The sequence below is a fragment of the Synechococcus sp. ROS8604 genome, assembly GCF_014279655.1.
Classification (GTDB): Bacteria; Cyanobacteriota; Cyanobacteriia; order PCC-6307; family Cyanobiaceae; genus Synechococcus_C.
In genome coordinates, this window is sequence record NZ_CP047946.1 from 335,243 (window position 1) to 355,230 (window position 19,988).

The 19,988-nt window shown below is 57.7% G+C and carries 24 protein-coding genes and 1 pseudogene; 13 read left to right on the forward strand and 12 right to left on the reverse strand.

Translation table 11 applies throughout. The annotated features are described in order from the left end of the window. Nucleotides 1–30: 30 nt before the first annotated feature. The 3 genes from hisS to SynROS8604_RS01690 are packed head-to-tail and all read left to right on the forward strand — an operon-like array spanning nucleotide 31 to nucleotide 3,842. Nucleotides 31–1,317, forward strand: coding sequence for a histidine--tRNA ligase (gene hisS, locus SynROS8604_RS01680; RefSeq protein WP_186545746.1), 1,287 nt, complete (start codon nucleotides 31–33; stop codon nucleotides 1,315–1,317). 36 nt (nucleotides 1,318–1,353) lie between these two features. Continuing rightward, entirely contained in the window at nucleotides 1,354–2,793 is a 1,440-nt protein-coding gene (locus SynROS8604_RS01685) for a nucleotide sugar dehydrogenase (RefSeq protein WP_186544917.1), read from the forward strand. Then, the gene (locus SynROS8604_RS01690; protein WP_255445142.1) at nucleotides 2,790–3,842 is read left to right on the forward strand and encodes an NAD-dependent epimerase; all 1,053 of its coding nucleotides are present in this window, start codon (nucleotides 2,790–2,792) and stop codon (nucleotides 3,840–3,842) included. Before SynROS8604_RS01685 ends, SynROS8604_RS01690 begins: the two co-directional genes overlap by 4 nt. On the opposite strand, the gene SynROS8604_RS01695 is transcribed toward SynROS8604_RS01690, so the two are convergent. From SynROS8604_RS01695 to SynROS8604_RS01725, 7 genes are all read right to left on the reverse strand, one after another. Further along, on the reverse strand, nucleotides 3,833–4,255 hold the full coding sequence (locus SynROS8604_RS01695) for a hypothetical protein (protein WP_255445143.1): 423 nt from the start codon (nucleotides 4,253–4,255) through the stop codon (nucleotides 3,833–3,835). The two genes, SynROS8604_RS01690 and SynROS8604_RS01695, sit on opposite strands and share 10 nt — an antisense overlap. A 242-nt stretch (nucleotides 4,256–4,497) precedes the next feature. Next, on the reverse strand, nucleotides 4,498–4,698 hold the full coding sequence (locus SynROS8604_RS01700) for a photosystem II reaction center protein J (protein WP_011618220.1): 201 nt from the start codon (nucleotides 4,696–4,698) through the stop codon (nucleotides 4,498–4,500). Nucleotides 4,699–4,709: 11 nt separating this feature from the next. Next, on the reverse strand, nucleotides 4,710–4,829 hold the full coding sequence (locus SynROS8604_RS01705) for a photosystem II reaction center protein L (protein WP_006853746.1): 120 nt from the start codon (nucleotides 4,827–4,829) through the stop codon (nucleotides 4,710–4,712). 18 nt (nucleotides 4,830–4,847) lie between these two features. Continuing rightward, on the reverse strand, nucleotides 4,848–4,985 hold the full coding sequence (gene psbF, locus SynROS8604_RS01710) for a cytochrome b559 subunit beta (protein WP_006853745.1): 138 nt from the start codon (nucleotides 4,983–4,985) through the stop codon (nucleotides 4,848–4,850). A 3-nt stretch (nucleotides 4,986–4,988) separates the two neighbouring features. Further along, nucleotides 4,989–5,237: a cytochrome b559 subunit alpha gene (gene psbE, locus SynROS8604_RS01715; RefSeq protein ID WP_006853744.1), complete on the reverse strand. Its 249-nt coding sequence runs from the start codon at nucleotides 5,235–5,237 to the stop codon at nucleotides 4,989–4,991. Nucleotides 5,238–5,346: 109 nt separating this feature from the next. Continuing rightward, the gene (locus tag SynROS8604_RS01720; RefSeq protein WP_186544919.1) at nucleotides 5,347–6,357 is read right to left on the reverse strand and encodes a photosynthesis system II assembly factor Ycf48; all 1,011 of its coding nucleotides are present in this window, start codon (nucleotides 6,355–6,357) and stop codon (nucleotides 5,347–5,349) included. Nucleotides 6,358–6,374: 17 nt separating this feature from the next. Further along, nucleotides 6,375–6,821: a rubredoxin gene (locus SynROS8604_RS01725; RefSeq protein ID WP_186544920.1), complete on the reverse strand. Its 447-nt coding sequence runs from the start codon at nucleotides 6,819–6,821 to the stop codon at nucleotides 6,375–6,377. Nucleotides 6,822–6,921: 100 nt separating this feature from the next. Here SynROS8604_RS01725 and SynROS8604_RS01730 point away from each other — a divergent pair, with 100 nt between their 5' ends. The 3 genes from SynROS8604_RS01730 to SynROS8604_RS01740 are packed head-to-tail and all read left to right on the forward strand — an operon-like array spanning nucleotide 6,922 to nucleotide 8,615. After that, complete coding sequence (locus tag SynROS8604_RS01730) at nucleotides 6,922–7,284, forward strand: NAD(P)H-quinone oxidoreductase subunit 3 (RefSeq protein ID WP_006853741.1); 363 nt, start codon at nucleotides 6,922–6,924, stop codon at nucleotides 7,282–7,284. A gap of 3 nt (nucleotides 7,285–7,287) precedes the next feature. Then, on the forward strand, nucleotides 7,288–8,067 hold the full coding sequence (gene nuoB / locus SynROS8604_RS01735; RefSeq protein ID WP_255445144.1) for an NADH-quinone oxidoreductase subunit NuoB: 780 nt from the start codon (nucleotides 7,288–7,290) through the stop codon (nucleotides 8,065–8,067). Beyond that, nucleotides 8,064–8,615: an NAD(P)H-quinone oxidoreductase subunit J gene (locus SynROS8604_RS01740; protein WP_186544921.1), complete on the forward strand. Its 552-nt coding sequence runs from the start codon at nucleotides 8,064–8,066 to the stop codon at nucleotides 8,613–8,615. Before nuoB ends, SynROS8604_RS01740 begins: the two co-directional genes overlap by 4 nt. Here the strand turns inward: SynROS8604_RS01740 and yvcK are convergent, their stop codons facing one another. Beyond that, nucleotides 8,616–9,971 carry a gluconeogenesis factor YvcK family protein gene (yvcK, locus tag SynROS8604_RS01745; RefSeq protein ID WP_186545749.1) on the reverse strand — a complete coding sequence of 452 codons (1,356 nt, stop codon included), beginning with the start codon at nucleotides 9,969–9,971 and terminating at the stop codon, nucleotides 8,616–8,618. A 140-nt stretch (nucleotides 9,972–10,111) separates the two neighbouring features. Between yvcK and SynROS8604_RS01750 the strand changes: the two genes are divergently transcribed. Further along, a complete protein-coding gene (locus SynROS8604_RS01750; protein ID WP_186544922.1) occupies nucleotides 10,112–10,939 on the forward strand; it encodes an ABC transporter ATP-binding protein in 828 nt (275 codons plus the stop codon). Nucleotides 10,940–10,942: 3 nt separating this feature from the next. Next, nucleotides 10,943–11,836, forward strand: coding sequence for an MlaD family protein (locus SynROS8604_RS01755; RefSeq protein WP_186544923.1), 894 nt, complete (start codon nucleotides 10,943–10,945; stop codon nucleotides 11,834–11,836). Nucleotides 11,837–11,847: 11 nt separating this feature from the next. On the opposite strand, the gene bchD is transcribed toward SynROS8604_RS01755, so the two are convergent. Continuing rightward, complete coding sequence (bchD, locus tag SynROS8604_RS01760) at nucleotides 11,848–13,917, reverse strand: magnesium chelatase ATPase subunit D (protein WP_186544924.1); 2,070 nt, start codon at nucleotides 13,915–13,917, stop codon at nucleotides 11,848–11,850. Between the two features lie 38 nt (nucleotides 13,918–13,955). Here bchD and folK (SynROS8604_RS01765) point away from each other — a divergent pair, with 38 nt between their 5' ends. Together folK (SynROS8604_RS01765) and SynROS8604_RS01770 are read left to right on the forward strand one after the other, a co-directional pair. Beyond that, entirely contained in the window at nucleotides 13,956–14,441 is a 486-nt protein-coding gene (gene folK / locus SynROS8604_RS01765; protein ID WP_186544925.1) for a 2-amino-4-hydroxy-6-hydroxymethyldihydropteridine diphosphokinase, read from the forward strand. A 68-nt stretch (nucleotides 14,442–14,509) separates the two neighbouring features. Next, nucleotides 14,510–15,620, forward strand: a pseudogene (locus SynROS8604_RS01770) (IS5 family transposase). Between the two features lie 168 nt (nucleotides 15,621–15,788). On the opposite strand, the gene SynROS8604_RS01775 reads toward SynROS8604_RS01770, so the two are convergent. Both SynROS8604_RS01775 and SynROS8604_RS01780 read right to left on the reverse strand, forming a co-directional pair. After that, nucleotides 15,789–16,697, reverse strand: coding sequence for a sulfotransferase domain-containing protein (locus tag SynROS8604_RS01775; protein WP_186544926.1), 909 nt, complete (start codon nucleotides 16,695–16,697; stop codon nucleotides 15,789–15,791). After that, on the reverse strand, nucleotides 16,694–17,677 hold the full coding sequence (locus SynROS8604_RS01780) for a hypothetical protein (RefSeq protein ID WP_186544927.1): 984 nt from the start codon (nucleotides 17,675–17,677) through the stop codon (nucleotides 16,694–16,696). Before SynROS8604_RS01780 ends, SynROS8604_RS01775 begins: the two co-directional genes overlap by 4 nt. A 20-nt stretch (nucleotides 17,678–17,697) precedes the next feature. Here SynROS8604_RS01780 and SynROS8604_RS01785 point away from each other — a divergent pair, with 20 nt between their 5' ends. From SynROS8604_RS01785 to folK (SynROS8604_RS01795), 3 genes are all read left to right on the forward strand, one after another. Next, nucleotides 17,698–18,939: a nucleotidyltransferase family protein gene (locus SynROS8604_RS01785; protein WP_186544928.1), complete on the forward strand. Its 1,242-nt coding sequence runs from the start codon at nucleotides 17,698–17,700 to the stop codon at nucleotides 18,937–18,939. A gap of 13 nt (nucleotides 18,940–18,952) precedes the next feature. Next, entirely contained in the window at nucleotides 18,953–19,162 is a 210-nt protein-coding gene (locus SynROS8604_RS01790; protein WP_186544929.1) for a hypothetical protein, read from the forward strand. 176 nt (nucleotides 19,163–19,338) lie between these two features. Next, a complete protein-coding gene (folK, locus tag SynROS8604_RS01795; protein ID WP_255445145.1) occupies nucleotides 19,339–19,545 on the forward strand; it encodes a 2-amino-4-hydroxy-6-hydroxymethyldihydropteridine diphosphokinase in 207 nt (68 codons plus the stop codon). A gap of 184 nt (nucleotides 19,546–19,729) precedes the next feature. Here the strand turns inward: folK (SynROS8604_RS01795) and SynROS8604_RS01800 are convergent, their stop codons facing one another. Next, a complete protein-coding gene (locus tag SynROS8604_RS01800; RefSeq protein WP_186544930.1) occupies nucleotides 19,730–19,981 on the reverse strand; it encodes a hypothetical protein in 252 nt (83 codons plus the stop codon). Nucleotides 19,982–19,988: the final 7 nt, after the last annotated feature.

A 19,988-nucleotide genomic window follows, 5' to 3' on the forward strand; every position in this document is an offset into this window, starting at 1 on the left:
GCAGACTGCCTTTGGAATGGTGATGGCGCTGTGAGTCAGCTGCAGACGTTGCGCGGAATGGTTGATCTGCTGCCGGAGCAGACAAGACGTTGGCAGGCCGTGGAGTCGGTGGCGCGCGAACACTTTCGTTGCGCAGGCTTAGACGAAATTCGTACCCCGTTGCTCGAATTCACGGACCTGTTTGCGCGGGGCATTGGTGAGGCCACCGATGTGGTGGGCAAGGAGATGTACACCTTTGTGGATCGTGGTGACCGCTCTTGCACCCTGCGCCCTGAAGGTACCGCCTCTGTGGTGAGAGCAACCTTGCAGCATGGCTTGCTGAGCCAGGGGCCTCAGCGGCTGTGGTACGGGGGTCCGATGTTCCGTTATGAACGTCCTCAGGCCGGCCGTCAGCGCCAGTTTCACCAGATCGGCGTGGAATTCCTCGGGGCCAGCAGCCCCCGTAGTGATGCTGAGGTGATTGCTCTGGCCTGGGACCTACTTTCTGCTTTAGGGATTCAAGGTCTCAAGCTCGAGATCAACAGCCTCGGCACTCCTGAGGATCGTCAGCGCTTTCGCGCTGAGCTGGTGGGCTGGCTCGAGCAGCGCGTTGAACAGTTAGATCCAGACTCCCAGGAGCGCCTCAGCACCAACCCCCTGCGCATTCTTGACAGCAAAAACAAGGGCACCCAGCTGCTATTGAACGAGGCTCCAACATTGTTAGGAGCCCTCAGCGAGGAGAGCATCCATCGCTTTGATGAGGTGCGCGCCCTGCTGACCGCGCTGCAGATTCCCTATCAACTCAATCCCCGCTTGGTGCGCGGTCTCGATTACTACGGGCACACCGCCTTTGAAATCACCAGCGATCAACTCGGTGCCCAGGCCACGGTCTGTGGCGGTGGTCGTTACGACGGCCTGATCCAGCAGTTGGGTGGCCCCGCCACGCCGGCAATCGGCTGGGCCTTAGGGATGGAGCGCCTGTTGCTGGTGATCGCCGCCGCTGCGCAAGCCGATCCCGGTGGACCTGCCGCCCGGCTCACAGCAACCTCAGCACCGCTGGTGTATCTCATCAATCGCGGCGAGCAGGCGGAGCCTCAAGCGTTGACCTTGGCCCGGAAATTACGGGCGGCAGGCCTCGCTGTTGAGTTGGATGGCTCGAGCGCGGCGTTCGGCAAGCAGTTCAAGCGTGCTGATCGCTCAGGGGCGCCATGGGCTGTGGTGCTTGGCGATGAAGAGGCGCTGGCAGGCCAGTTGCGGCTGAAGTCCTTGCGGGGTGAGGCTGAGGAACAGCAACTCAGCTGGGAGGACGCCCTGTCTTACCTGACCAAACAGCGATAACCTGCCGAGATCAAAGACGGCGCCATAGCTTCCCCGATGAGCAGCAATCCTCCGATTCGATCGATTTGCTGTATCGGCGCTGGCTATGTGGGTGGACCCACGATGGCCGTGATCGCCGATCGTTGCCCGGATGTGAAGATCACGGTTGTGGACATCAATCAGGACCGGATTGATGCCTGGAACAACAGCGATCTTTCTAAGTTGCCTGTCTATGAGCCAGGCCTCGATGCGGTGGTGGAGCGGGCGCGCGGCCGCAATTTGTTTTTCTCCACGGCGGTGGAGGACACGATTGCCACGGCAGACATGGTGTTCATCTCCGTGAACACACCCACCAAGACCAAGGGATTGGGAGCAGGGCAGGCCAGTGATCTGCGCTGGGTGGAAGCCTGCGCGCGCACGGTGGCGAAGGCTGCTGTGGGCCACACGATTGTGGTGGAGAAAAGCACCCTTCCTGTCCGCACGGCGGAAGCCGTTAAGGCGATTTTGGGGGCCGTTGATTCAGCCTCGGAGCCGAAAACTTTTTCGGTGCTGTCTAATCCCGAATTTTTGGCAGAGGGGACGGCGATTCGCGATCTGGCAAGCCCTGATCGCGTCTTGATCGGTGGAGAAAACGTTGAGGCGATCGATGCTTTGGCAGAGATTTACAAACAGTGGGTGCCTGAAGAGAAGATTCTGCGCACCAATTTGTGGAGTAGCGAGCTGTCCAAGCTCACCGCCAACGCCTTTCTGGCGCAGAGAATTAGCTCGATCAATTCGGTTGCGGCTCTGTGTGAGGCCACCGGTGCGGATGTGCGCGAGGTGGCGAAGGCGATCGGCACCGATAGCCGCATTGGACCCAAATTTCTGAGTGCAGGCCCTGGTTTTGGTGGCAGCTGTTTCCAGAAAGACATCCTCAATTTGGTCTATCTCTGCCGTCACTTCGGCTTGCCGGATGTGGCCGACTATTGGGAGAGCGTGGTTCTTCTCAATACTTGGCAACAGCACCGGATCGCCCGCCTGGTGGTGCAGAAATTGTTTGGCACGGTCACGGGCAAACGCTTGGCGATTTTGGGCTTTGCGTTTAAGGCTGATACCAACGACACACGCGAGGCCCCAGCGATCCGCATTTGCAGCGATCTTCTGGAAGAGGGGGCCCAGCTGGCCATTCATGACCCGAAGGTGGATCCGGAACAGATCAGCCGCGATTTAAAGCTGATTGCAAGCAGCGAACCGCAGGCGGATGCCGGACCAACGCGTGGCGCCTTAAGCGGGGAGGCCACCTGGTGGCCCAGCACTGATGTTGCTTCAGCGCTGCAGGGTGCTGATGCCGTGCTGATTCTTACGGAGTGGCAGCAGTACCGGGAGCTGGATTGGACAACCTTGGCACCTCTGATGCGCAAACCAGCGTGGGTGTTTGATGCTCGCGGGGTTGTCGACCCGAAACAAGTTGAATCTGCAGGTCTGAATGTTTGGCGTGTTGGCGAGGGTGAGGCGTGAGCCCGTTGTCGTCTCAGTTATCAACACGACCGATTCTGGTCACAGGTGCGTCTGGCTTCATTGGAGCCGCGTTGTGCGAGCGACTGCTCCAACGCGGCGATCGTGTGATCGGCATTGACAATCTCAATGATTACTACGACCCAGCCCTGAAGCAGGCACGCCTTGCTCGCATCGAGGCGCTGGCCGTGCCAACCGCTGGAGCTTGGCGTTTCCAGCGGCTGGCCTTGGAGGACGGCGAAGCCTTGCTCAAGCTGTTTGCGAAAGAGCAACCGCGCGTGGTGGTGAATCTTGCCGCTCAGGCGGGTGTTCGCTACTCGCTGGAAAATCCAGCTGCCTACATCCAGAGCAATTTGGTGGGTTTTGGCCACATTCTTGAAGGCTGTCGACATCACGGCGTTGAGAATTTGGTCTATGCCTCGAGCAGTTCGGTGTATGGCGGCAATCGCAATTTGCCGTTCCACGAACAGCAAGCGGTGAATCACCCCGTGAGTCTCTATGCGGCCAGCAAGAAAGCCAATGAATTAATGGCACACACCTACAGCCATCTGTATGGGTTGCCAGCCACTGGCTTGCGCTTTTTTACGGTCTACGGCCCATGGGGCAGGCCGGATATGGCTCCAATGTTGTTTGCGAAAGCGATTTTGGCGGGCGAAGCGATCAAGGTGTTCAATCACGGCAAAATGCAGCGTGATTTCACCTATATCGACGACATCGTGGAGGGCGTGTTGCGCTGCTGCGACAAGCCAGCTACGTCGAATCCTGACTTTGATCCGATGCAGCCTGACCCGGCCACTGCCGCTGCCCCCCATCGCGTGTTCAATATCGGCAACAGTCAGCCCACCGAACTGCTGCGTTTTATTGAGGTGATGGAGCAGGCGTTGGGCAGGGAAGCGATCAAGGATTTTCAGCCGATGCAGCCCGGTGATGTGGTGGCCACGGCTGCAAACACGGAGGCTTTAGAAGCTTGGGTTGGCTTTAAGCCTTCAACCCCGATTGAAGAAGGCATCCAACGATTTGCTGATTGGTATCAGCATTTTTATCAACCGTAAAAGCGTTTCCCATCCACCCGTTTTTGTTGGTGCCTGCGGGCTTGCTTGCGGGTGTATTCGCTCACGGTTGGATTGGCCACGCTGGGGTCAACATGGGCCACCTGCTCCCAAAGATGCTGGGGCGCCCAGCGCACGCTGTATTGATCAGGGGAATGTTTGATGATGTGGCACCAATGGTTGCTGCCGCATTGTTCGCAGAACAACTCCTCAAGCCACTCGTTGCTCAACACAAACACTGGATAGGCCTTGATCACGAGTCGTGCCGTTTTGGCCTTCATGCCCCGTTGCCGCAACGCTTCTGCGCTCAATAAATGCAAAAAATATTTTTTTCCGTTGCCCCGCAGAATTTGGTCCTGGTGGACCGGGCAAACAAGTTGCCTGACTTTCGGTCGCCTGTTGCGACGGGACTCCATTTTCTGCCCGTGATCGGCTGAACAGGACATTCCGTAACAGCCTTTTCTGTTAGTACTTCAACTGTATAAGAGGATCAGCGCCAGGTTGTGTTATTTCGCACCTTTTGCTCGATCAGAACCATGCATCAAATTAGTTGGCCTCGTCTTTTCCTGACGGCGTGATGCCTTGATGGTTGGTTTCCAATAAAAAATCCCATCCACAGCAGTGAATGGGAAGCAATGAAGTCAATGTTGAATGGTGGTTAGGCAGAACCAACGCCCACATAGGAGCCGTAAAAGAACAAGCCCACAACAAAGATCACTGCCATGCCCCCTGCTGTGGCAACAAGCCAGAGGGGAAGGGTGCCTTCAGTCCAGCGTGACTTCCAGGCAACTGCTGGTCGGCCATCGGGGAGACGATCTGGGATACGACCATCAGGCAGATTAGATTTCTTGCCGCTCATGATTCAGTCCTTCAGTTGAAGAAGTAGCTGGAGAAAAGGATTCCAGTCGTAAAAACAATCAGCAGCCCTAGGTAAAGGCTGGTGCGGTTGAGTTCAACCGGGAGATTGTTCGGGTTGGGATTGCGCTCCATGGAGATTTCGTTGGGTGATTAGCGGCGAATAAACTGCATCGCAGCTAGGGCACCCAAGAAAAAGACTGTGGGAACACCCAAGGTGTGCAAAGCAAGCCAACGCACCGTAAAGATTGGGTAATTGCGAGGCGTTGAGGTGGCGGGAGTCTGTGTCATGGCTTATTTCAAGCGCAGGTCGAGTTCAGATTTGCCCTCATAACGCTGGCTCACAACGGGAGCTTTGCTCTCAGAGGCTTGGAAATAAGCATCTGGACGAGGTGTGCCGAAGGCGTCGTAAGCGAGGCCTGTGGACACAAACAAGAAACCTGCCAAGAAAATGGATGGCAAGGTGATGGCATGAATCACCCAGTAACGAATACTGGTGATGATTTCAAAAAACGGGCGTTCCCCGGTGGAGCCGGCAGCCATAGCGTCGGGCGTATCAGCTGATTGATCTTAGGGCAGCTGCCCCAAACTCGCGCTGCTCAAACCGCACTGGTTACAGAGCGTTGTCAGAGCAGCTCTCGAATCCCGTGGATCAGCTGGTCGCCGACCAACGCAGAAGGTTTCCGCGTTCGCCGAGAAGGAAGGCATGGAACTGATTGCCACTGTGATCGAACACGAAACGGTTGAAATTCGTGGGGGTCTGATTGGCTTCAGGATCCCGCTCCCAGCTATCGCCGTTGTCACGACTCACCAGCAAGGTTCCATTGCCGCCACCTGCCCAAATCGCACCGTCATCGGACCAGGCCATGTCCATGTAGCCGTAGCCATTGGTGATCGGGATGATCGCCTTGCTCCAGTTCTCGTTGTCAACGTCGTCTTCGTTGAAACGAATCTGAGCGCCTCGAGCCACCATCCAAAGCTTTCCATCGGGTTGGTAGCCGATGCTTTGCAGTCGCTGACTGCTCACTCGCTGGTGGACCTGCCAGACGTCTTGCCCAGGGGCCCATCCGGCATAGAAGTTGCCCAGGCTGCTCACGCTCACATACCCCCCCCCAGGGCCGCGGCGTAGATCGCGAATCGCCCCTGCGGCATCACTCACTTCCGCTTCCCAACTTCCGCCTCCGTCACTGGTGCGATACACAGCGCCAACATTGTTGGCTAGTTCGGCTGTGTTGGGTCCAAGCGCCGTAATCAAGTAGGGCTCGCCGGGAAGTTTCGTGTCAAGGAAGAGCCTGGTCCAATTGTTGCCACCATCGCTGGTGTGCATCAGCAAACCAGGCTGACCGGCAATCCAGCCATCGTCACCGTCGAAGGCAATGCTGATGAGGCGAAAATTCTCTTCTTCTGGAAGATCCAAGCTGCGTTCATTCCAACTGGCGCCGCCATCATTGGTCTCAAGAATCAGTCTGTTGCTGCCTACCAGAAATCCGTGATCGGCGTTCGTGAAGGCCACATCCAGAGGATTTCCCTGGGTGTTGAGGTCGATGGCTTGCCAGGGGCTGGACTGTGCCATCGGTAATCGCGTGGTGACACACCCGCCGAGACCGAGGCCGATGCAGGCCACCAAGACAAGGTTGAAGAGAGGGGTAAGCAGTTGCTTCATTGGGATCAGAGGGGGTCTCAGCGCAGGGAATAGAGGGAGAGGAAAAATGCAAAGCCGAGGGCTAGCCCGCCAAAAATCAGTACATTTTTTTGGCCAGGAGTGAGGCGGTTAACTCCAAGACCGAAATTAAGGTTCTCTTCAAAGCCACTGGCCTTGGAGCGAGGCCCGATATCGGTAAAGGCTCCGACCCTGCTGCGGCACACCGGACAACGGAAGCCGATCGGGTCGAGATCTTCAAAAGCCGTGCCGACAGCGATCCCGAGCTTCTTAACCCCTTCATCGGGGTCGTAGACGTAACCACAGCTTCGGCATTCGAACCGGTGCGTGCGTGGGTCGGTTGGTTCGCTTTCCTTGCTGGCAGGAGCCTCGTCTTCCGTCGCCATGGCTTCAGGCGCCAGAGACACCTCTGCAGGGGGGTCAACTTCTGCGGGAACTTCCGCTGATGGGCTGATCTCGTCGCTCACCGCTCCTCTTCCAGGTGACAAGACTCTATCGGCGTTGGGACGTTGAACGACAGAGGTGGTCTGCGAATGCCAGACTGAGTTCCACAAAGGGGCTGCCTCAATGTTTGTGCTGCCGGGTTACGACGCATTCCTGGGGTTCCTGCTGATTGCAGCAGCGGTGCCGGTGTTGGCGTTGGTGACCAACAAGCTGTTGGCTCCTCGCAGCCAGGGTGGAGAGCGTGAACTCACTTACGAATCCGGGATGGAGCCGATCGGTGGAGCTTGGATTCAGTTCAATATCCGCTACTACATGTTTGCGCTTGTTTTTGTCATCTTCGATGTCGAGACGGTCTTCCTCTATCCCTGGGCTGTGGCATTCCACCGCTTGGGATTGTTGGCATTCATCGAAGCCCTCGTTTTTATTACCATCCTGCTCGTGGCATTGGCCTATGCATGGCGCAAAGGCGCCCTCGAGTGGAGCTGATTGATGACCAACCCCATCACCATGACGTCAACCGGCGATAGCCCTTCGATTCAGTCCCTTCGCGACCTTCGTGAAGCAAGTTGTGGGCCCGTTGGTGGTGCTGCAGACGGGTCGCCCACGGTCACCAATGACCTCAGTGAAAACATCATCCTGACGAGCCTGGATGACTTGCACAATTGGGCTCGTCTCAGCAGCCTTTGGCCCCTGCTGTACGGAACGGCCTGTTGCTTTATCGAGTTTGCTGCTCTACTCGGTTCGCGTTTCGACTTTGACCGCTTCGGACTGGTGCCTCGCAGCTCGCCCAGGCAAGCCGATCTATTGATCGTTGCTGGCACCGTCACGATGAAAATGGGTCCAGCCTTGGTTCGTCTCTACGAACAGATGCCGGAACCGAAATATGTCATCGCGATGGGAGCTTGCACGATTACGGGGGGCATGTTCAGCGCTGACTCCACCACCGCTGTTCGTGGCGTCGACAAATTGATCCCGGTGGATCTTTATTTGCCCGGATGTCCACCACGCCCGGAAGCAATTTTTGATGCGGTGATCAAGCTGCGCAAAAAAGTTGGGAATGAGTCGATCAGTGATCGCCTCCAGCTCAAACAAACCCACCGCTATTGCACTGTGGATCACGCGATGGTTCCGGTTGAACCGATCGTGAATGGTTCCTACTTGCGTGCTGATACGCAGGTTGCAGCCCTGGCCGCTGGAGCAGGCATTCCGATGGCTGCCCCAGAGCAAACTGAATCCGCTGAGCCCGTCTCCTCCGGTACGTCCTCATGAGTCCTAACTCTCCCGAGAAGCAGTCAGCTGCAGAGGTTCCTGTTGCTGCATCTCCTCAGCCGGGGCCTGTGAGCCTATGGCTGAACAAGCAAGGCTTCGAGCATGAGGCCCTAGACGCCGACCATCTCGGGATCGAGCAAATTGGCGTTGAGGCTCTCTTTCTGCAAGTCATCGCTGCTGCCTTGAAAAGCAATGGTTTTGATTATTTGCAGTGTCAGGGCGGATATGACGAGGGCCCTGGCGAAAGGCTTGTCTGCTTCTATCACTTTGTGGCGATGGCTGAGCTCATCGATGGCAAGAGAGACACCCTGCGTGAAGTGCGTTTGAAGGTGTTCTTGTCTCGGGAAGGAGAACCGAGTCTTCCAAGCCTTTACGGGCTGTTTCGTGGTGCGGATTGGCAGGAGCGTGAAACCTTCGACATGTTTGGCATCCATTTCGAAGGCCATCCCCATCCCAAGCGTTTACTCATGCCTGAAGACTGGACCGGTTGGCCGCTTCGCAAGGATTATGTGCAACCCGATTTTTATGAGATGCAAGACGCTTACTAATTAAGCGTTTTGATTGTCACGCTTATGCCGTCTGTAAAAGCGCATGACGGCTAAGGCGAGACTGCGGGGATCGTGGTGGAGCGTTGCGGTGGGACGGCTCCCTTGAAGGGGGGCTTGCATGACGTCAAATCCTTCTTGTTGCAACTGCCTGCTGTCGCAGATCACGGGTTCTGCGCCCAACTGGCGATAGTGAGCCAAAAGGTCAGATTCCCCGATTTCCTCCTGAGCAAGCACGCAGTCGAATAAGCGTTTGCTCACACCGAGCGAAGCCAATTGCGCTTCGATGGCGTGAAGGTGACCACTCACATCCAACCCATCCGTTTCTCCTGGTTGAGTCATCAGGTTGCAGATGTAAAGCCTGGGCGCGCGGCTGCGTTGAATCGCAGTGACCAATTCAGGCACGAGCAAATTCGGGAGAAGGGAGGTGTAGAGACTTCCTGGTCCCAGCAAGATCAAATCGGCATGGGCAATAGCTTCCAGGGCTCTGGGCAACGCCGGTGGCTTTTCTGGCAGGCATCCCATCCGCACAATCGGACTACGAGCCTTGCCGATCGCCGATTCCCCCTCAATGCGGGTGCCGTCCTCCAGTTCAGCCCAGAGACGGACATCGGCATTGGTGGCAGGGACCACCTGGCCCTGAACGGCAAGGACGCGACTTGAGGCTGTGATCGCTGTTTCCAAGCTCCCAGTAATGGCGCTGAGGGCGGAAAGAAAGAGATTGCCAAAGCTATGGCCTTCCAGGCCGCTGCCGGCCGAGAAGCGGTATTGGAACAGGCGGGTGAGCAAGGGCTCTTCGGTGGAGAGCGCTGCAAGGCAGTTGCGGATGTCGCCTGGAGGCAACACACCGAGTTCGCGACGCAGCACGCCACTGCTGCCTCCGTCATCGGCAACGGTCACGATCGCAGTGATGTGGCTGCTGTAGCGCTTCAGCCCACTCAGCAGGGTTGATAAGCCTGTCCCACCACCAATCGCCACGATGCTGGGGCCTCGATTGAGGCGACTTTTGGCCCGCAGTGCATCCACCAACACCGTGTCTTTTTCCGGCGCTAAGGCCTGTTGGATGGAGCCAAAACTCTGGCTCTGCCCCCAGAGCAGCAGCCCAATGCCCAGCAGAAGAACGAGAGGGCCCGTGATCGCTCCCGGTAGCACCCTTGTGATCCAGCCAAGGGCTTCTTGGATCGCCCAGAGCATCCAATAGATTGGTTGCAGGTCTGCCCAAACGGCAGCTCCTAACAGGGCTAAGACCAATCCAAGCCCTGATGTGAATAGCCAACGCTTCACCACCAGGCCGGGTTGCAACCAGCTCATCGCTCTGCGGGAGCGCAGCATCAGATCGCGCTGCCGCTCCGCCTGCATGGCTCGGACGCGCTGACGATTTCCGCGGCGTGGAGGGCTGGTCAAAAGGAATCAGATGCGATGGCGTCAAATCCATCGGTATGGGTGAACTGTACGGAAGTTGACCCTGATGACCATCCTTATACGGCAATCCAGGCAGGATGAGTCAACGTTCAGCCTTCAGCCCTTTGGTTAACGCGCGGGATTCCTCGTTCAAACCCGTTGTCGAGATGCGAGATCTCACGATGCAATGGGGTTCCCACCCGGTGCTGGACGGGGTGAATCTGTTGATGAAACCAGGAGAACGCATCGCGGTGGTCGGCCCGTCAGGAGCAGGGAAATCCACGGTCTTGCGCTTGTTGGCTGGTTTGCAAGTGCCCACATCCGGTGAACTGAGGTTGTTTGGCGAACCTCAGCCCTACCTGCGCCTCGATCAGCGCCGCCCGCCGGATGTTCGGCTGGTGTTCCAGAACCCAGCACTGCTGGCCTCCTTAACGGTGGAGGAAAATGTGGGCTTCCTCTTGAACCGGCTTGGACGGATGGGGCCGGCCCAGATTCGTGAGCGCGTCATGGCCTGCTTGGAGGCTGTGGGTTTGTATGAAGTCGCCCATCAATATCCCGGCGAGCTCAGCGGAGGGATGCAGAAGCGAGTGAGCTTTGCTCGCGCCTTGATCGACGATCCAGATCGCGATGAAGCCGCGATGCCTCTCTTGCTCTACGACGAGCCCACAGCGGGCCTGGACCCAGTCGCAGCGACGAGGATTGAAGATTTGATTGTGAAAACCACCACCGTGGCGCAGGGGTGTTCGGTGGTGGTCAGCCATGTGCACAGCACCATTGAACGCACGGCGAAGCGCATCGTGATGCTCTACGGCGGCCGCTTCCAATGGGACGGAACCGTGGACGATTACCGAACAACCGATAATCCCTACGTGGTTCAGTTCAGGACGGGTAACCTGCGCGGACCGATGCAGCCTGCTGAGCACTGAATTATGCGTAGGAGCGTACGTGAGGGGATGGTTGGATTTTCAGTGATTGCCGCGGTGGTTGCCTTTGCCGGCACCATGCTTTGGCTACGGGGTGAGCGGGCTTTCTCGAAGACCTGGAGTGTGACGGCCGATTTTGAGGATGCAGGCGGATTGGCGGTTCGCTCCCCTGTGACCTATCGGGGAATCATGGTGGGCAATGTGTCGGACATCAAGGTGACGCCCCAGGCGGTCAGGGTGTCGATCCAGATTTCTGAGGATGATCTCCAGCTAACCCTTCCTGTTCAAGCCACCGTGGCTTCAGCATCTTTGTTGGGTGGGGATTCCCAGGTGGCCCTCAGCAGTCTTGGCCCGCCCCTGAAGAAGGATGCACCGATGCCTAAATCTGCACGCTGTAAGGGCCAGGGGGTTTTGTGTGAGGGCGCGACGATTCAAGGCAGCGAAGCTCCCAGCATCGCAACCATTACCAACTCACTCCAAGAGATTTTGGAACAGGTCAAGAAGGAAGACCTGGTTCCCAAATTGGTGGGATCGACCCAACAATTCGATGCCACGTTGACAGATATTCAAAAGCTTTCAAATCAACTCACCATTGATTTAGCGAGGGCTGCGCCCACGATTTCCAACCTCAATGAAGCCACGGCTCAGGCCGCCAGTGCCAGCCGTCATATCAACAACGTGGTGAGCGCTTTCGACAATCCCACAACGATGACGGACCTCAAGCAAACGGTGAGCAATGCTCGATCGTTGACGGCAACCTTTGATGAGGTGGGTGGTGATGTTGAGAAACTCACGGCAGACCCCCAATTCATGGCGGCTGTGCGCAGCGTCACGATTGGTTTAGGGCAGTTTTTCAACGAGCTCTATCCCGCCAGCACCCCGGATGTCACCAAGCCTTAAACCGCACTGACTTAAACCGTGTTCAGAGCATCCATGGCCACGGCAGCAATCGCCTGATCGCTCGCTTTTGGCAGCTGGACATATTTGCCCCCAGCGGCCTCGGCGAGATCTTTGCCCATGCCGCTCCCGATGAATTTGCGCTCAGTGTCGATCACCAACAGTTTGAGGCCAAGCATGCGATAGCGCGTGGCAACATCCAGCACTTCTTGCTTTAAGTCGGGCTTGTCCTCTCCCTCCAGTATCGGTTGACCAAGAGAGGTGCTGAGGGGAACATTGCCTCGCCCATCCGTGATCGCGACCACCACCACTTGGCCGAGATCTCCTGTTGCTAGGGCGTTGGCACCAACCCGTGCGGCTTGGGTAAGGCCGTGGGCGAGCGGTGAGCCACCGCCGCAGGGCATGGATTCCAGGCGTCGCCGTGCGGCCGTAATCGAGCGGGTAGGAGGCAGCAGCACTTCGGCTTGATCGCCTCGGAAGGGGATCAGTGCCACCTCATCTCGGTTTTCGTAGGCCTCGGTTAGTAGTCGAATCACGGCACCTTTGGCGCTCTGCATCCGGTTCAGAGCCATCGAACCACTGGCGTCCACCAGAAAGATCACCAGGGCACCGGCCTGACGTTGGAGCAACTTGGCGCGCAGATCTGATTCTTCCACGATCACGACGCGGTCAGGCTGCCGCGCTCGGCGCGCTTTTTGATAAGGAGCGGCAGCGCGCAAGGTGGCATCAACGGCGATGCGGCGCACCGGGCCGCGGGGCAGCATCGGTTTCACATAGCGGCCGCGGCTGTCACTGAGCACAACGGAGCGGCTGCCGCTATTGCCGCTTTTGCTCTTGGCGGCGTTGAACAGCAGCAGATCGGGATCAATCGCCACGGCTTCTGGGTCGAGCATGAACTCTTCCGGCACCGACGGTGGCGCCTGCTCCTCAGGGGAGTCATCCTCATCACTGTTGTCTTCACTCTCCTGCTCCTCACTGTCCGGCTCGTCCTCGTCTCCGGAGCCCTCAGGTGGCGGCTGTTGGTCTTCAGGTGGCTGTTGTTCCTGGGGTGGTGGTGGTTCCATCTGTTGATCAGGTGGGGGTACTTGCGATGCGCGTGGGGCGATCACCAAGGCAACGGCCACTTGTAAGTCTTCGGCTTCCACCTGGTCGCGCCCGCTGAGGGCGGCATGGGCTTTGGCGGCACGTACGGCATAGAGCTCGGAGCGATGCCCTTCCACGCCACCGCGAATCGCCTCTGTCACCAGATATTCGATCTGTTCGCTGCTGACCTTCACATCCGGTAGCCACTGCCGCGCCAGCAGCAGTTGGGTGGCGAGCGCATCGGTTTCTTCGCTCCACTGCTCTGAGAAGCTCCTGCTGCACTGACCGTGAGCCAGCACCGCGTTGGTGATCTCCACCCGTTGCTCGGTGCTCACGATTTGATTGGCGGACAAGACGATCGCAAAGCGATCCAGCAGGTGATCTCGAATCGCCCCTTCTTCGGGGTTGTATGTGGCAATCAGCAGGGGCCGGCAGGGGTGGCTCAGGCTGAGCCCCTCCCGTTCCACCTGGTTTTCGCCACTGCCAACGGCGGCGAGAAGAAGATTGATGATCCCGTCGTCGAGCAGGTTCAGCTCATCCACGTAGAGCACGCCGCGGTGTGCTTCTGCAAGTAATCCCGGCTGGAAAACGGGCGAACCACTGGCCAAGGAGGCGGTGACATCAACGGAGCCCACCAGGCGATCTTCCGTAACGCCCAGGGGGATTTGGATGAACGGGGCTGGAATCACCGTTGTGGGTGGAGCTTGTGGCCGTTCGCCCCAATCCTGGGGATGCTGTGGATCGAGGTTGCGTCCCGGCAGCTTCGTGTCTTCAGCTGCCTCTTGGTCAACGATGTCGATGGGAGGAAGCAGAGCATGCAAGCCTCGAGCCAGCACCGACTTTCCCGTTCCGCGCCCGCCAGCAATGATCACGCCGCCTAAGCCTGGATCCACCGCAGCCAGCAGGAGTGCCAATTTGAGGGTTCCATGGCCTGTTACAGCTGCCAGTGGGAAGGCACGAGTGGCCTGGTCGTCCTTCACCGCTACACCAGTTGCAACCATTAACACTCTCAGCCCTTCCGTGCCCCCCAGTCTCGCTGATGCCCTTTATCAGTGACGCTTCTGTTGCGGTGGCTCTGGGTGCGAACCGACCCAGTGTGGTGGGGACACCACGCGAGACTTTTGTAGTAGTGCGGCCTTTACTGGAGGATCTGTTGGCAGGCTGGGCCGCTCAAGCCCTTTGCTGTTCCTGGTCACAGCTGTTGAAGACCAAGCCCGTTGGACCGGTCGAGCAGCCTGATTATCTCAATGCGGTTGTGATTGTGAAGGGACTCACGCTTGCGCCCTCCGCAACGTTGGCCTTGGATTTGTTGCAGCGGTTGCACGGGCTTGAACGGCGCTTCGGTCGTGAGCGGTCGTTGGAGCAGCGCTGGGGCCCCCGCAGCCTCGATCTTGATCTTTTGTTTTGGGGTGAATTGCGCCTTGAGCACCCTGACCTGATCCTTCCCCATCCACGGATGCATCTACGCAGCTTTGTAATGGAGCCGCTGCTTCAGGCGATGAATGGGGCAGCGGAGTGGACTTAAGGAGACTCTGGGAAACCCAGGTGATCCACGCGACAATGGTGCTGTGATCGCAGGCCCGGACTGGGTTGATGGGTGGAAAGCAGCTCGGCTTCTCGGACTATGAGCTGACTACGGCCAAAAAGCAGACCAAGCGGGAGAAGTTTCTCTCTGATATGGAGTTGGTGGTGCCATGGCAGGCGTTGATCGCCTTGATCGAGCCCCATTACCCCAAAGCCAGCAAGAAAGGCGGACGGCCTCCCTATTCCTTGGCCACGTAGCCGCAGGCTTCTGCGCAGCAGTTGCTGCGGATCCATCTTCTGCAGCATTGGTATTCCCTCAGCGACCCGGCGATGGAAGAGGCCCTGATCGAGGTACCCACCATGCGCCGCTTTGCGGGCATCGATCTGATCAGCAATCGGATCCCCGATGAGACCACGATCCTGACCTTCCGGCATCTGCTGGAGAAGCACAACCTTGGCGAGCAGATCTACTGCTGCGCAGAAGACTTCGTCTATGAGACCGTCAAAGCCCACCTCAGCGAACGTGGGATGAAGATGCGCCAAGGCACAATCGTGGATGCCACCTTGATTGCTGCTCCCAGCTCGACCAAGAACAAGGAGGGGAAGCGTGATCCAGAGATGCACCAGACCAAGAAGGGCAACCAGTGGTATCACTGCTTCGCAGAAGGCTTCGCCTACGGAATGAAAGTCCACGCAGGCGTGGACAAGGACTCCGGCCTGATCCATTCGGTGGTGGTTACGGCTGCCAATGTTCACGACCTCACCCCAGCTGCTGAGCTGCTGCATGGCGATGAGGAGGTGGTGTACGGCGACGCTGGCTACCAGGGCATCGCCAAACGACCCGAGATGTCAGGTGCTGCAGCGGAATTCAGAGTGGCGATGCGACCTGGTAAGCGGCGAGCGCTTCCCGATACACCAGACGGGAAGCTGCAAGATCTGATCGAGACTGCCAAAGCTCATATCCGCGCCAAGGTTGAGCATCCGTTCCGGGTGATCTAGACGCAGTCGACCGGAGGTGGTAGCAGCAGTTTGGCTTTCAGAAAACCCGGCTACGTGGCCTATCCCTACCGAGGACGCAGGCCAAGCGTGGCGGAGCCACTAGAACCGCTGCAAGCTCAGTGTGCTGGCAGCGTTGACGAATTTGTTCCTCGGACGGCGTCGGTTGCTGATAGCAGCATGAGCATGGAGATGGTGCTCCCAAGCACCTCAATTCAGGATCAAATGCCAGTCAGACGATGTCGAAAGTGAGCCGAAAGAGCCAACACGACCTGGCCTCAGGTTCAAATCAAGACAAGACGAGAGATTTCCGATCTCCGTTGGCTCTCAACCCCCGTTGCCCAGAGATTCCTTAAGTGCCGCTTATCTGATAACGGCATCGGGTGAGGATGCTGGCAAATGCCTCTTCAAGCTGCACGAGCTGTTCAGCAGTGAGCTCCTCTTTCCCTTCACCGCTGCGGCCGGAGCGGAAGAAGCGTTCACAGCCATCGGGGCGTTCGGAGAAGCCTCCTTCCTTCTCCTCCTTGGCCTGCAGCGTCTGAAAGCTGGTGTTGCGTACTGCCTCGGTAATGAGCTCAGGCTCTTCTGGCAATTCCAGAAAGCGGGCCAGCCGGCTGAATTGGAGTTGCGGCTCGGCAAGGAGATCCTCGTAGCGAAGCATCAGTATGGGGATCTGCTCTTGATCAAGCCAGCTGTGCACATGGTTGGCCCAGGTGCCCATGAACTGGCGCACCTGTTGGGCGCCCCGTTTGGTGGAGCGAAAGAGGCCGGCCTGCTCATCCAGCAGAAAGGCCACACAACGCTCAAGAGGCCAGGAGAAGTAATGGCTGAGCGACACGGCCACATCGGCGGGATGACGCATCACCACCACCGCACCGCGGCAGCCTTCCACTGGCACCACCGGGCGAACTCCGGAATCTGGGCTCACAAAGGCGTCATGCACCTTGTGATAGCGAAGGCATTCGGAATAAAGCGCCTGCTGATGTCCTGCCCTGCCGCGAACTTTGTCGAGCTCGGCCCAACTCAGATCGCTGCTGTCGATCCCCAGTTGATCATCCAGCCAGTGGCGGCTGCTCACGATCGAGCCAGTGGCCAGGTCGCCGTTGAGGCGCAGCTCCTGCTCCTCCTGTTGGGCCGCTGCTGTGGCTTCTGCGCTGTTGAGGCCGGCAAGGCGGCGCAGCTCGGTGATGAACACCCGGCACCAGGTGTTGCCGGATTTCGGGTAACTGGCCAAGTACCAGTAGGGCTCAGACGCGCTCATTTCGTTTGCTCTTCAGTTGTCTGGGCTTCTGCCGCGGCGCTGAGCAGAGATTGCCCCTTCAGCCAGGTCTGCATCGCTGCGATCCCCCTGGGCGTGGGCAACGTGGCGAGAGGCGCTTCCTGCAGCCGCCGCGCCAGGGCCATGAAGTTTGCACCCTCCTGACCAAGACCACGCACGAAACGCCGCCGGAAGGCCTGATTGCGCAGGCACAGCGCTGCCTGCTTTTGGCTGCTGATGCGGGTGATACGGCTGTCGTCCGGGTCGTTGCTGTCCCGGCGTTGCTGCCGGATCAGGTAAAGAGCTCTAAGCAGGCAGGGCTGCACGGCGCGCTCGATCGCCTCACCCAGCAGCAAGTATTTCTGCATGCCCTGGCGGATCGGCGGCAGCGCCTCCGGATCGAGCCCGAAGGCTTTGGCTGCGTCATGCCAGAGCTTGATCCGCGGAATGCCTGGCAATACCTGGCCATCAGGCGTGATTGATACCAGATCATCGGCCAGAAGCCGCCAGCCCTGCTGCATCAGCGCATAGGCAAGGGTGGATTTGCCCGCACCGGAGTGGCCCATGCACACGATGGCTTCGCCGTCGCGTTCCAGGGCATTGCCGTGCAACACAAGCATGCCTCGTTGAATCATGAGGGCGCCAACGGCGGAACCCAGCAGGAAAGTGCGCAGGTCTTGATCGCTGACGCTCAAATCAGCCCGTTGCCAAGCGATCTGCTCTGCGTTGCTGATTCGGAAGCGTCCGATGCCTTCCACCTTGAGGCGTAGATCGCCGCGGGTCATCTGCAGAAACGGCGTGTCGTGGGACCCACCCGCCAGCTTTGGCCAGCGCTGCGGATCCTCTTCCCGGATTGTGATGCTTGCGCTGGGAGCTGCCTCAGCGGCGTCGAGTTCCGCTTGCGGCAGCTCCGGAATCAGCAGCCCCTCGGAAGCCCAGTGGAGAGCGAATGCGTGGTAAAAGTTGCTCCCCTTGGTGCTCATGATTGTGAATGAGAGCAACAATGTTCCCACCATGTTCGCCTGTGTACCCACCGGCTCTGGTCACACCTATTGCAAGTGAAACGCTGGCGGCTGTTCGAGCACTGACTGCATGGGTGCTGCAGCGTGAACGGGCCACTGAGGTCGGATCTGTGCCGCCTCCTGCGTCAGAAGCACTGCGCGAGCAGCTTGCGGCCTTGCCGCCAGCAGCGCTGTTCCAAGGAATCCAAAGACACCGCCTGCACTTGTTCCTGCAGGGGGATCCTGCTGTGGGCGATCTGCTGCCAGGCCTACAAGCGGAGCTCCAGCGAGCAGCACGCCGCGAAGTGATGGCAGCCCTTGCCCTGGCCAGCCTCACCCGGGAAATGGCCGTGTTGTTTGCAGAAGCAGGCATCCCTTTGCTGGTGATCAAAGGCATCCCTCTGGCCTTGCAAACCACCGGTTCAATCACGGCCCGCGGCCGAGGCGACTGCGATCTGTTTGTGGATCCCTCTCAGGTGGGTGCGGCGATCGCCTTGCTGCAATCAGTGGGCTTTGGGTTGAGTTACGGCGCTAGTTGCGTGGGAGATGACTCCGCAAGGGGGCGTTACAGCCGCTTTGTGTCGATCGAAATCTCCTTACACAGGGATGTTCATAACCATCGCCAGTGGATCGATCTGCACTGGCATGCAACGTGGGCTCGCGGGGTATTACCGCGGTTTCAGGAGCTCTGGCAGCGCGGAGAAGAGCTGCCAATCAATAGACAGTTGGTCAGAACACTGTCGCGCCGCGATGCCTTGGTGCATGCCTGCTGCCATGCGGCGGTGGATCGCTACATGGCCCTGCGCAATTTGGTGGACATCGATCGGTTCGAGCGGGCGCTCCCCCCTGCTCAGCTGGTTGAACTGAGCCGCCTGCGCACGGTGCGAAAGAGCTGGCAGGCTATGGACGATGCGTTCAAGGAAAAAAGCGCTTCGTGGCGTTTCGGCAGAGCTAATGCAGTACGCCTTAAAGCTCAGAGAGCACAACAGCAGCCTTGGCGCAGCTTGGGTGATGGTGGATGGACTGTGACGAATCGCCTGCGGTACTTCGCTCACATGGTGAATCTCAGCCACCACCCATTACATGTTTTTTCAACGCTGATTCGCCAACTCATAACCCCAGTGGATTTAATTGATCCGCAAACGGGTGACATGCGTTCTATCCGTCAGGTGGTGTTGAGGCGTGCCGGAAAACTACGGCGCCGGCTTGAGGCTCAAGCCGAATCACCTGATCGGCCTGATTGATCAGCTCCGGGTCATGAGTGCTCACGAGCACCAGTCGCTCACCAACACGCTCTCGAATCACGCTGCGCACCTGATCTGCCGCTGTGGCGTCCAGAAACGCCGTGGGTTCATCGAGCACGTCCACAGGCAAGTCCCGCAGCCAAGCGCGCAGCAAGCCGAGGCGGTGGATTTCGACGCTGCAGACTCTCAAGACCGTAAGGCCTTTGCTGCAGGGTGTTATTAAAGTCAGGGTCCAATCCTTTGCCGGAGAGAACCAAAGCTCTCCGCTGCTTTTTTCCTGGTCTGCGTCCCATCACACAGCACCTATGGGGGGACCAGTTGGTCAGCCGCCTTATGTCATGCAGTGTTATTGGTGAAGGGGGATCGTGATCTCACCAGGCATTGAGCAGGCTTTGGTTATTGCATGAACTTCAAAAGCTGGAGAGCTGTTTTGGACGGGACCGCACACGAGAGGATCGTTGGGGACCAAGATCTTTGGATCTTGATTTGTTGTTTTGGAGTGACTTTCGCTTTGATCAAGCCCTTTTGACTTTACCCCACCCACGATTGCATTTGCGTTCTTTTGTGCTTGAACCACTTTTAGAGGCAATGAGAATATTCATTTGAAATAACTAATGTTATGGTTTGGTTTAAGTAATATCTTCGGGGATCAAGGATTATTTTTCCTGCTGCTGACGGAGTTTAGAATGTGCGTTTAGGGGTTAAGGATTTGAAAATCATTCGTTGACCTTCCTCAGGGTTAATCGTTGGCTTTTGGGAGGACATTTTGGGAGCACAGTGTTGCGCTAGATCACACCAGTAGATTTTGATTTTTGAGCCACTTTTGCATAATTTGAATATCGCCTGGTACTCCCAGGATGGATATAGGTGACTGCTTTAAAATCTTGCTTGATGTCATAAAGTTTGCGCCCTCTTGCCCCAGTCCTTTAACAAAATTTGGCCTAAATGACTGGTTATGCAAATGGATAGCCATGATTTTCTCGCTTGAAATTTGTGAGATTACGCCTTGGTCATTCTGATTCCGCCGTTCAATCAAGTACATGGCTTCA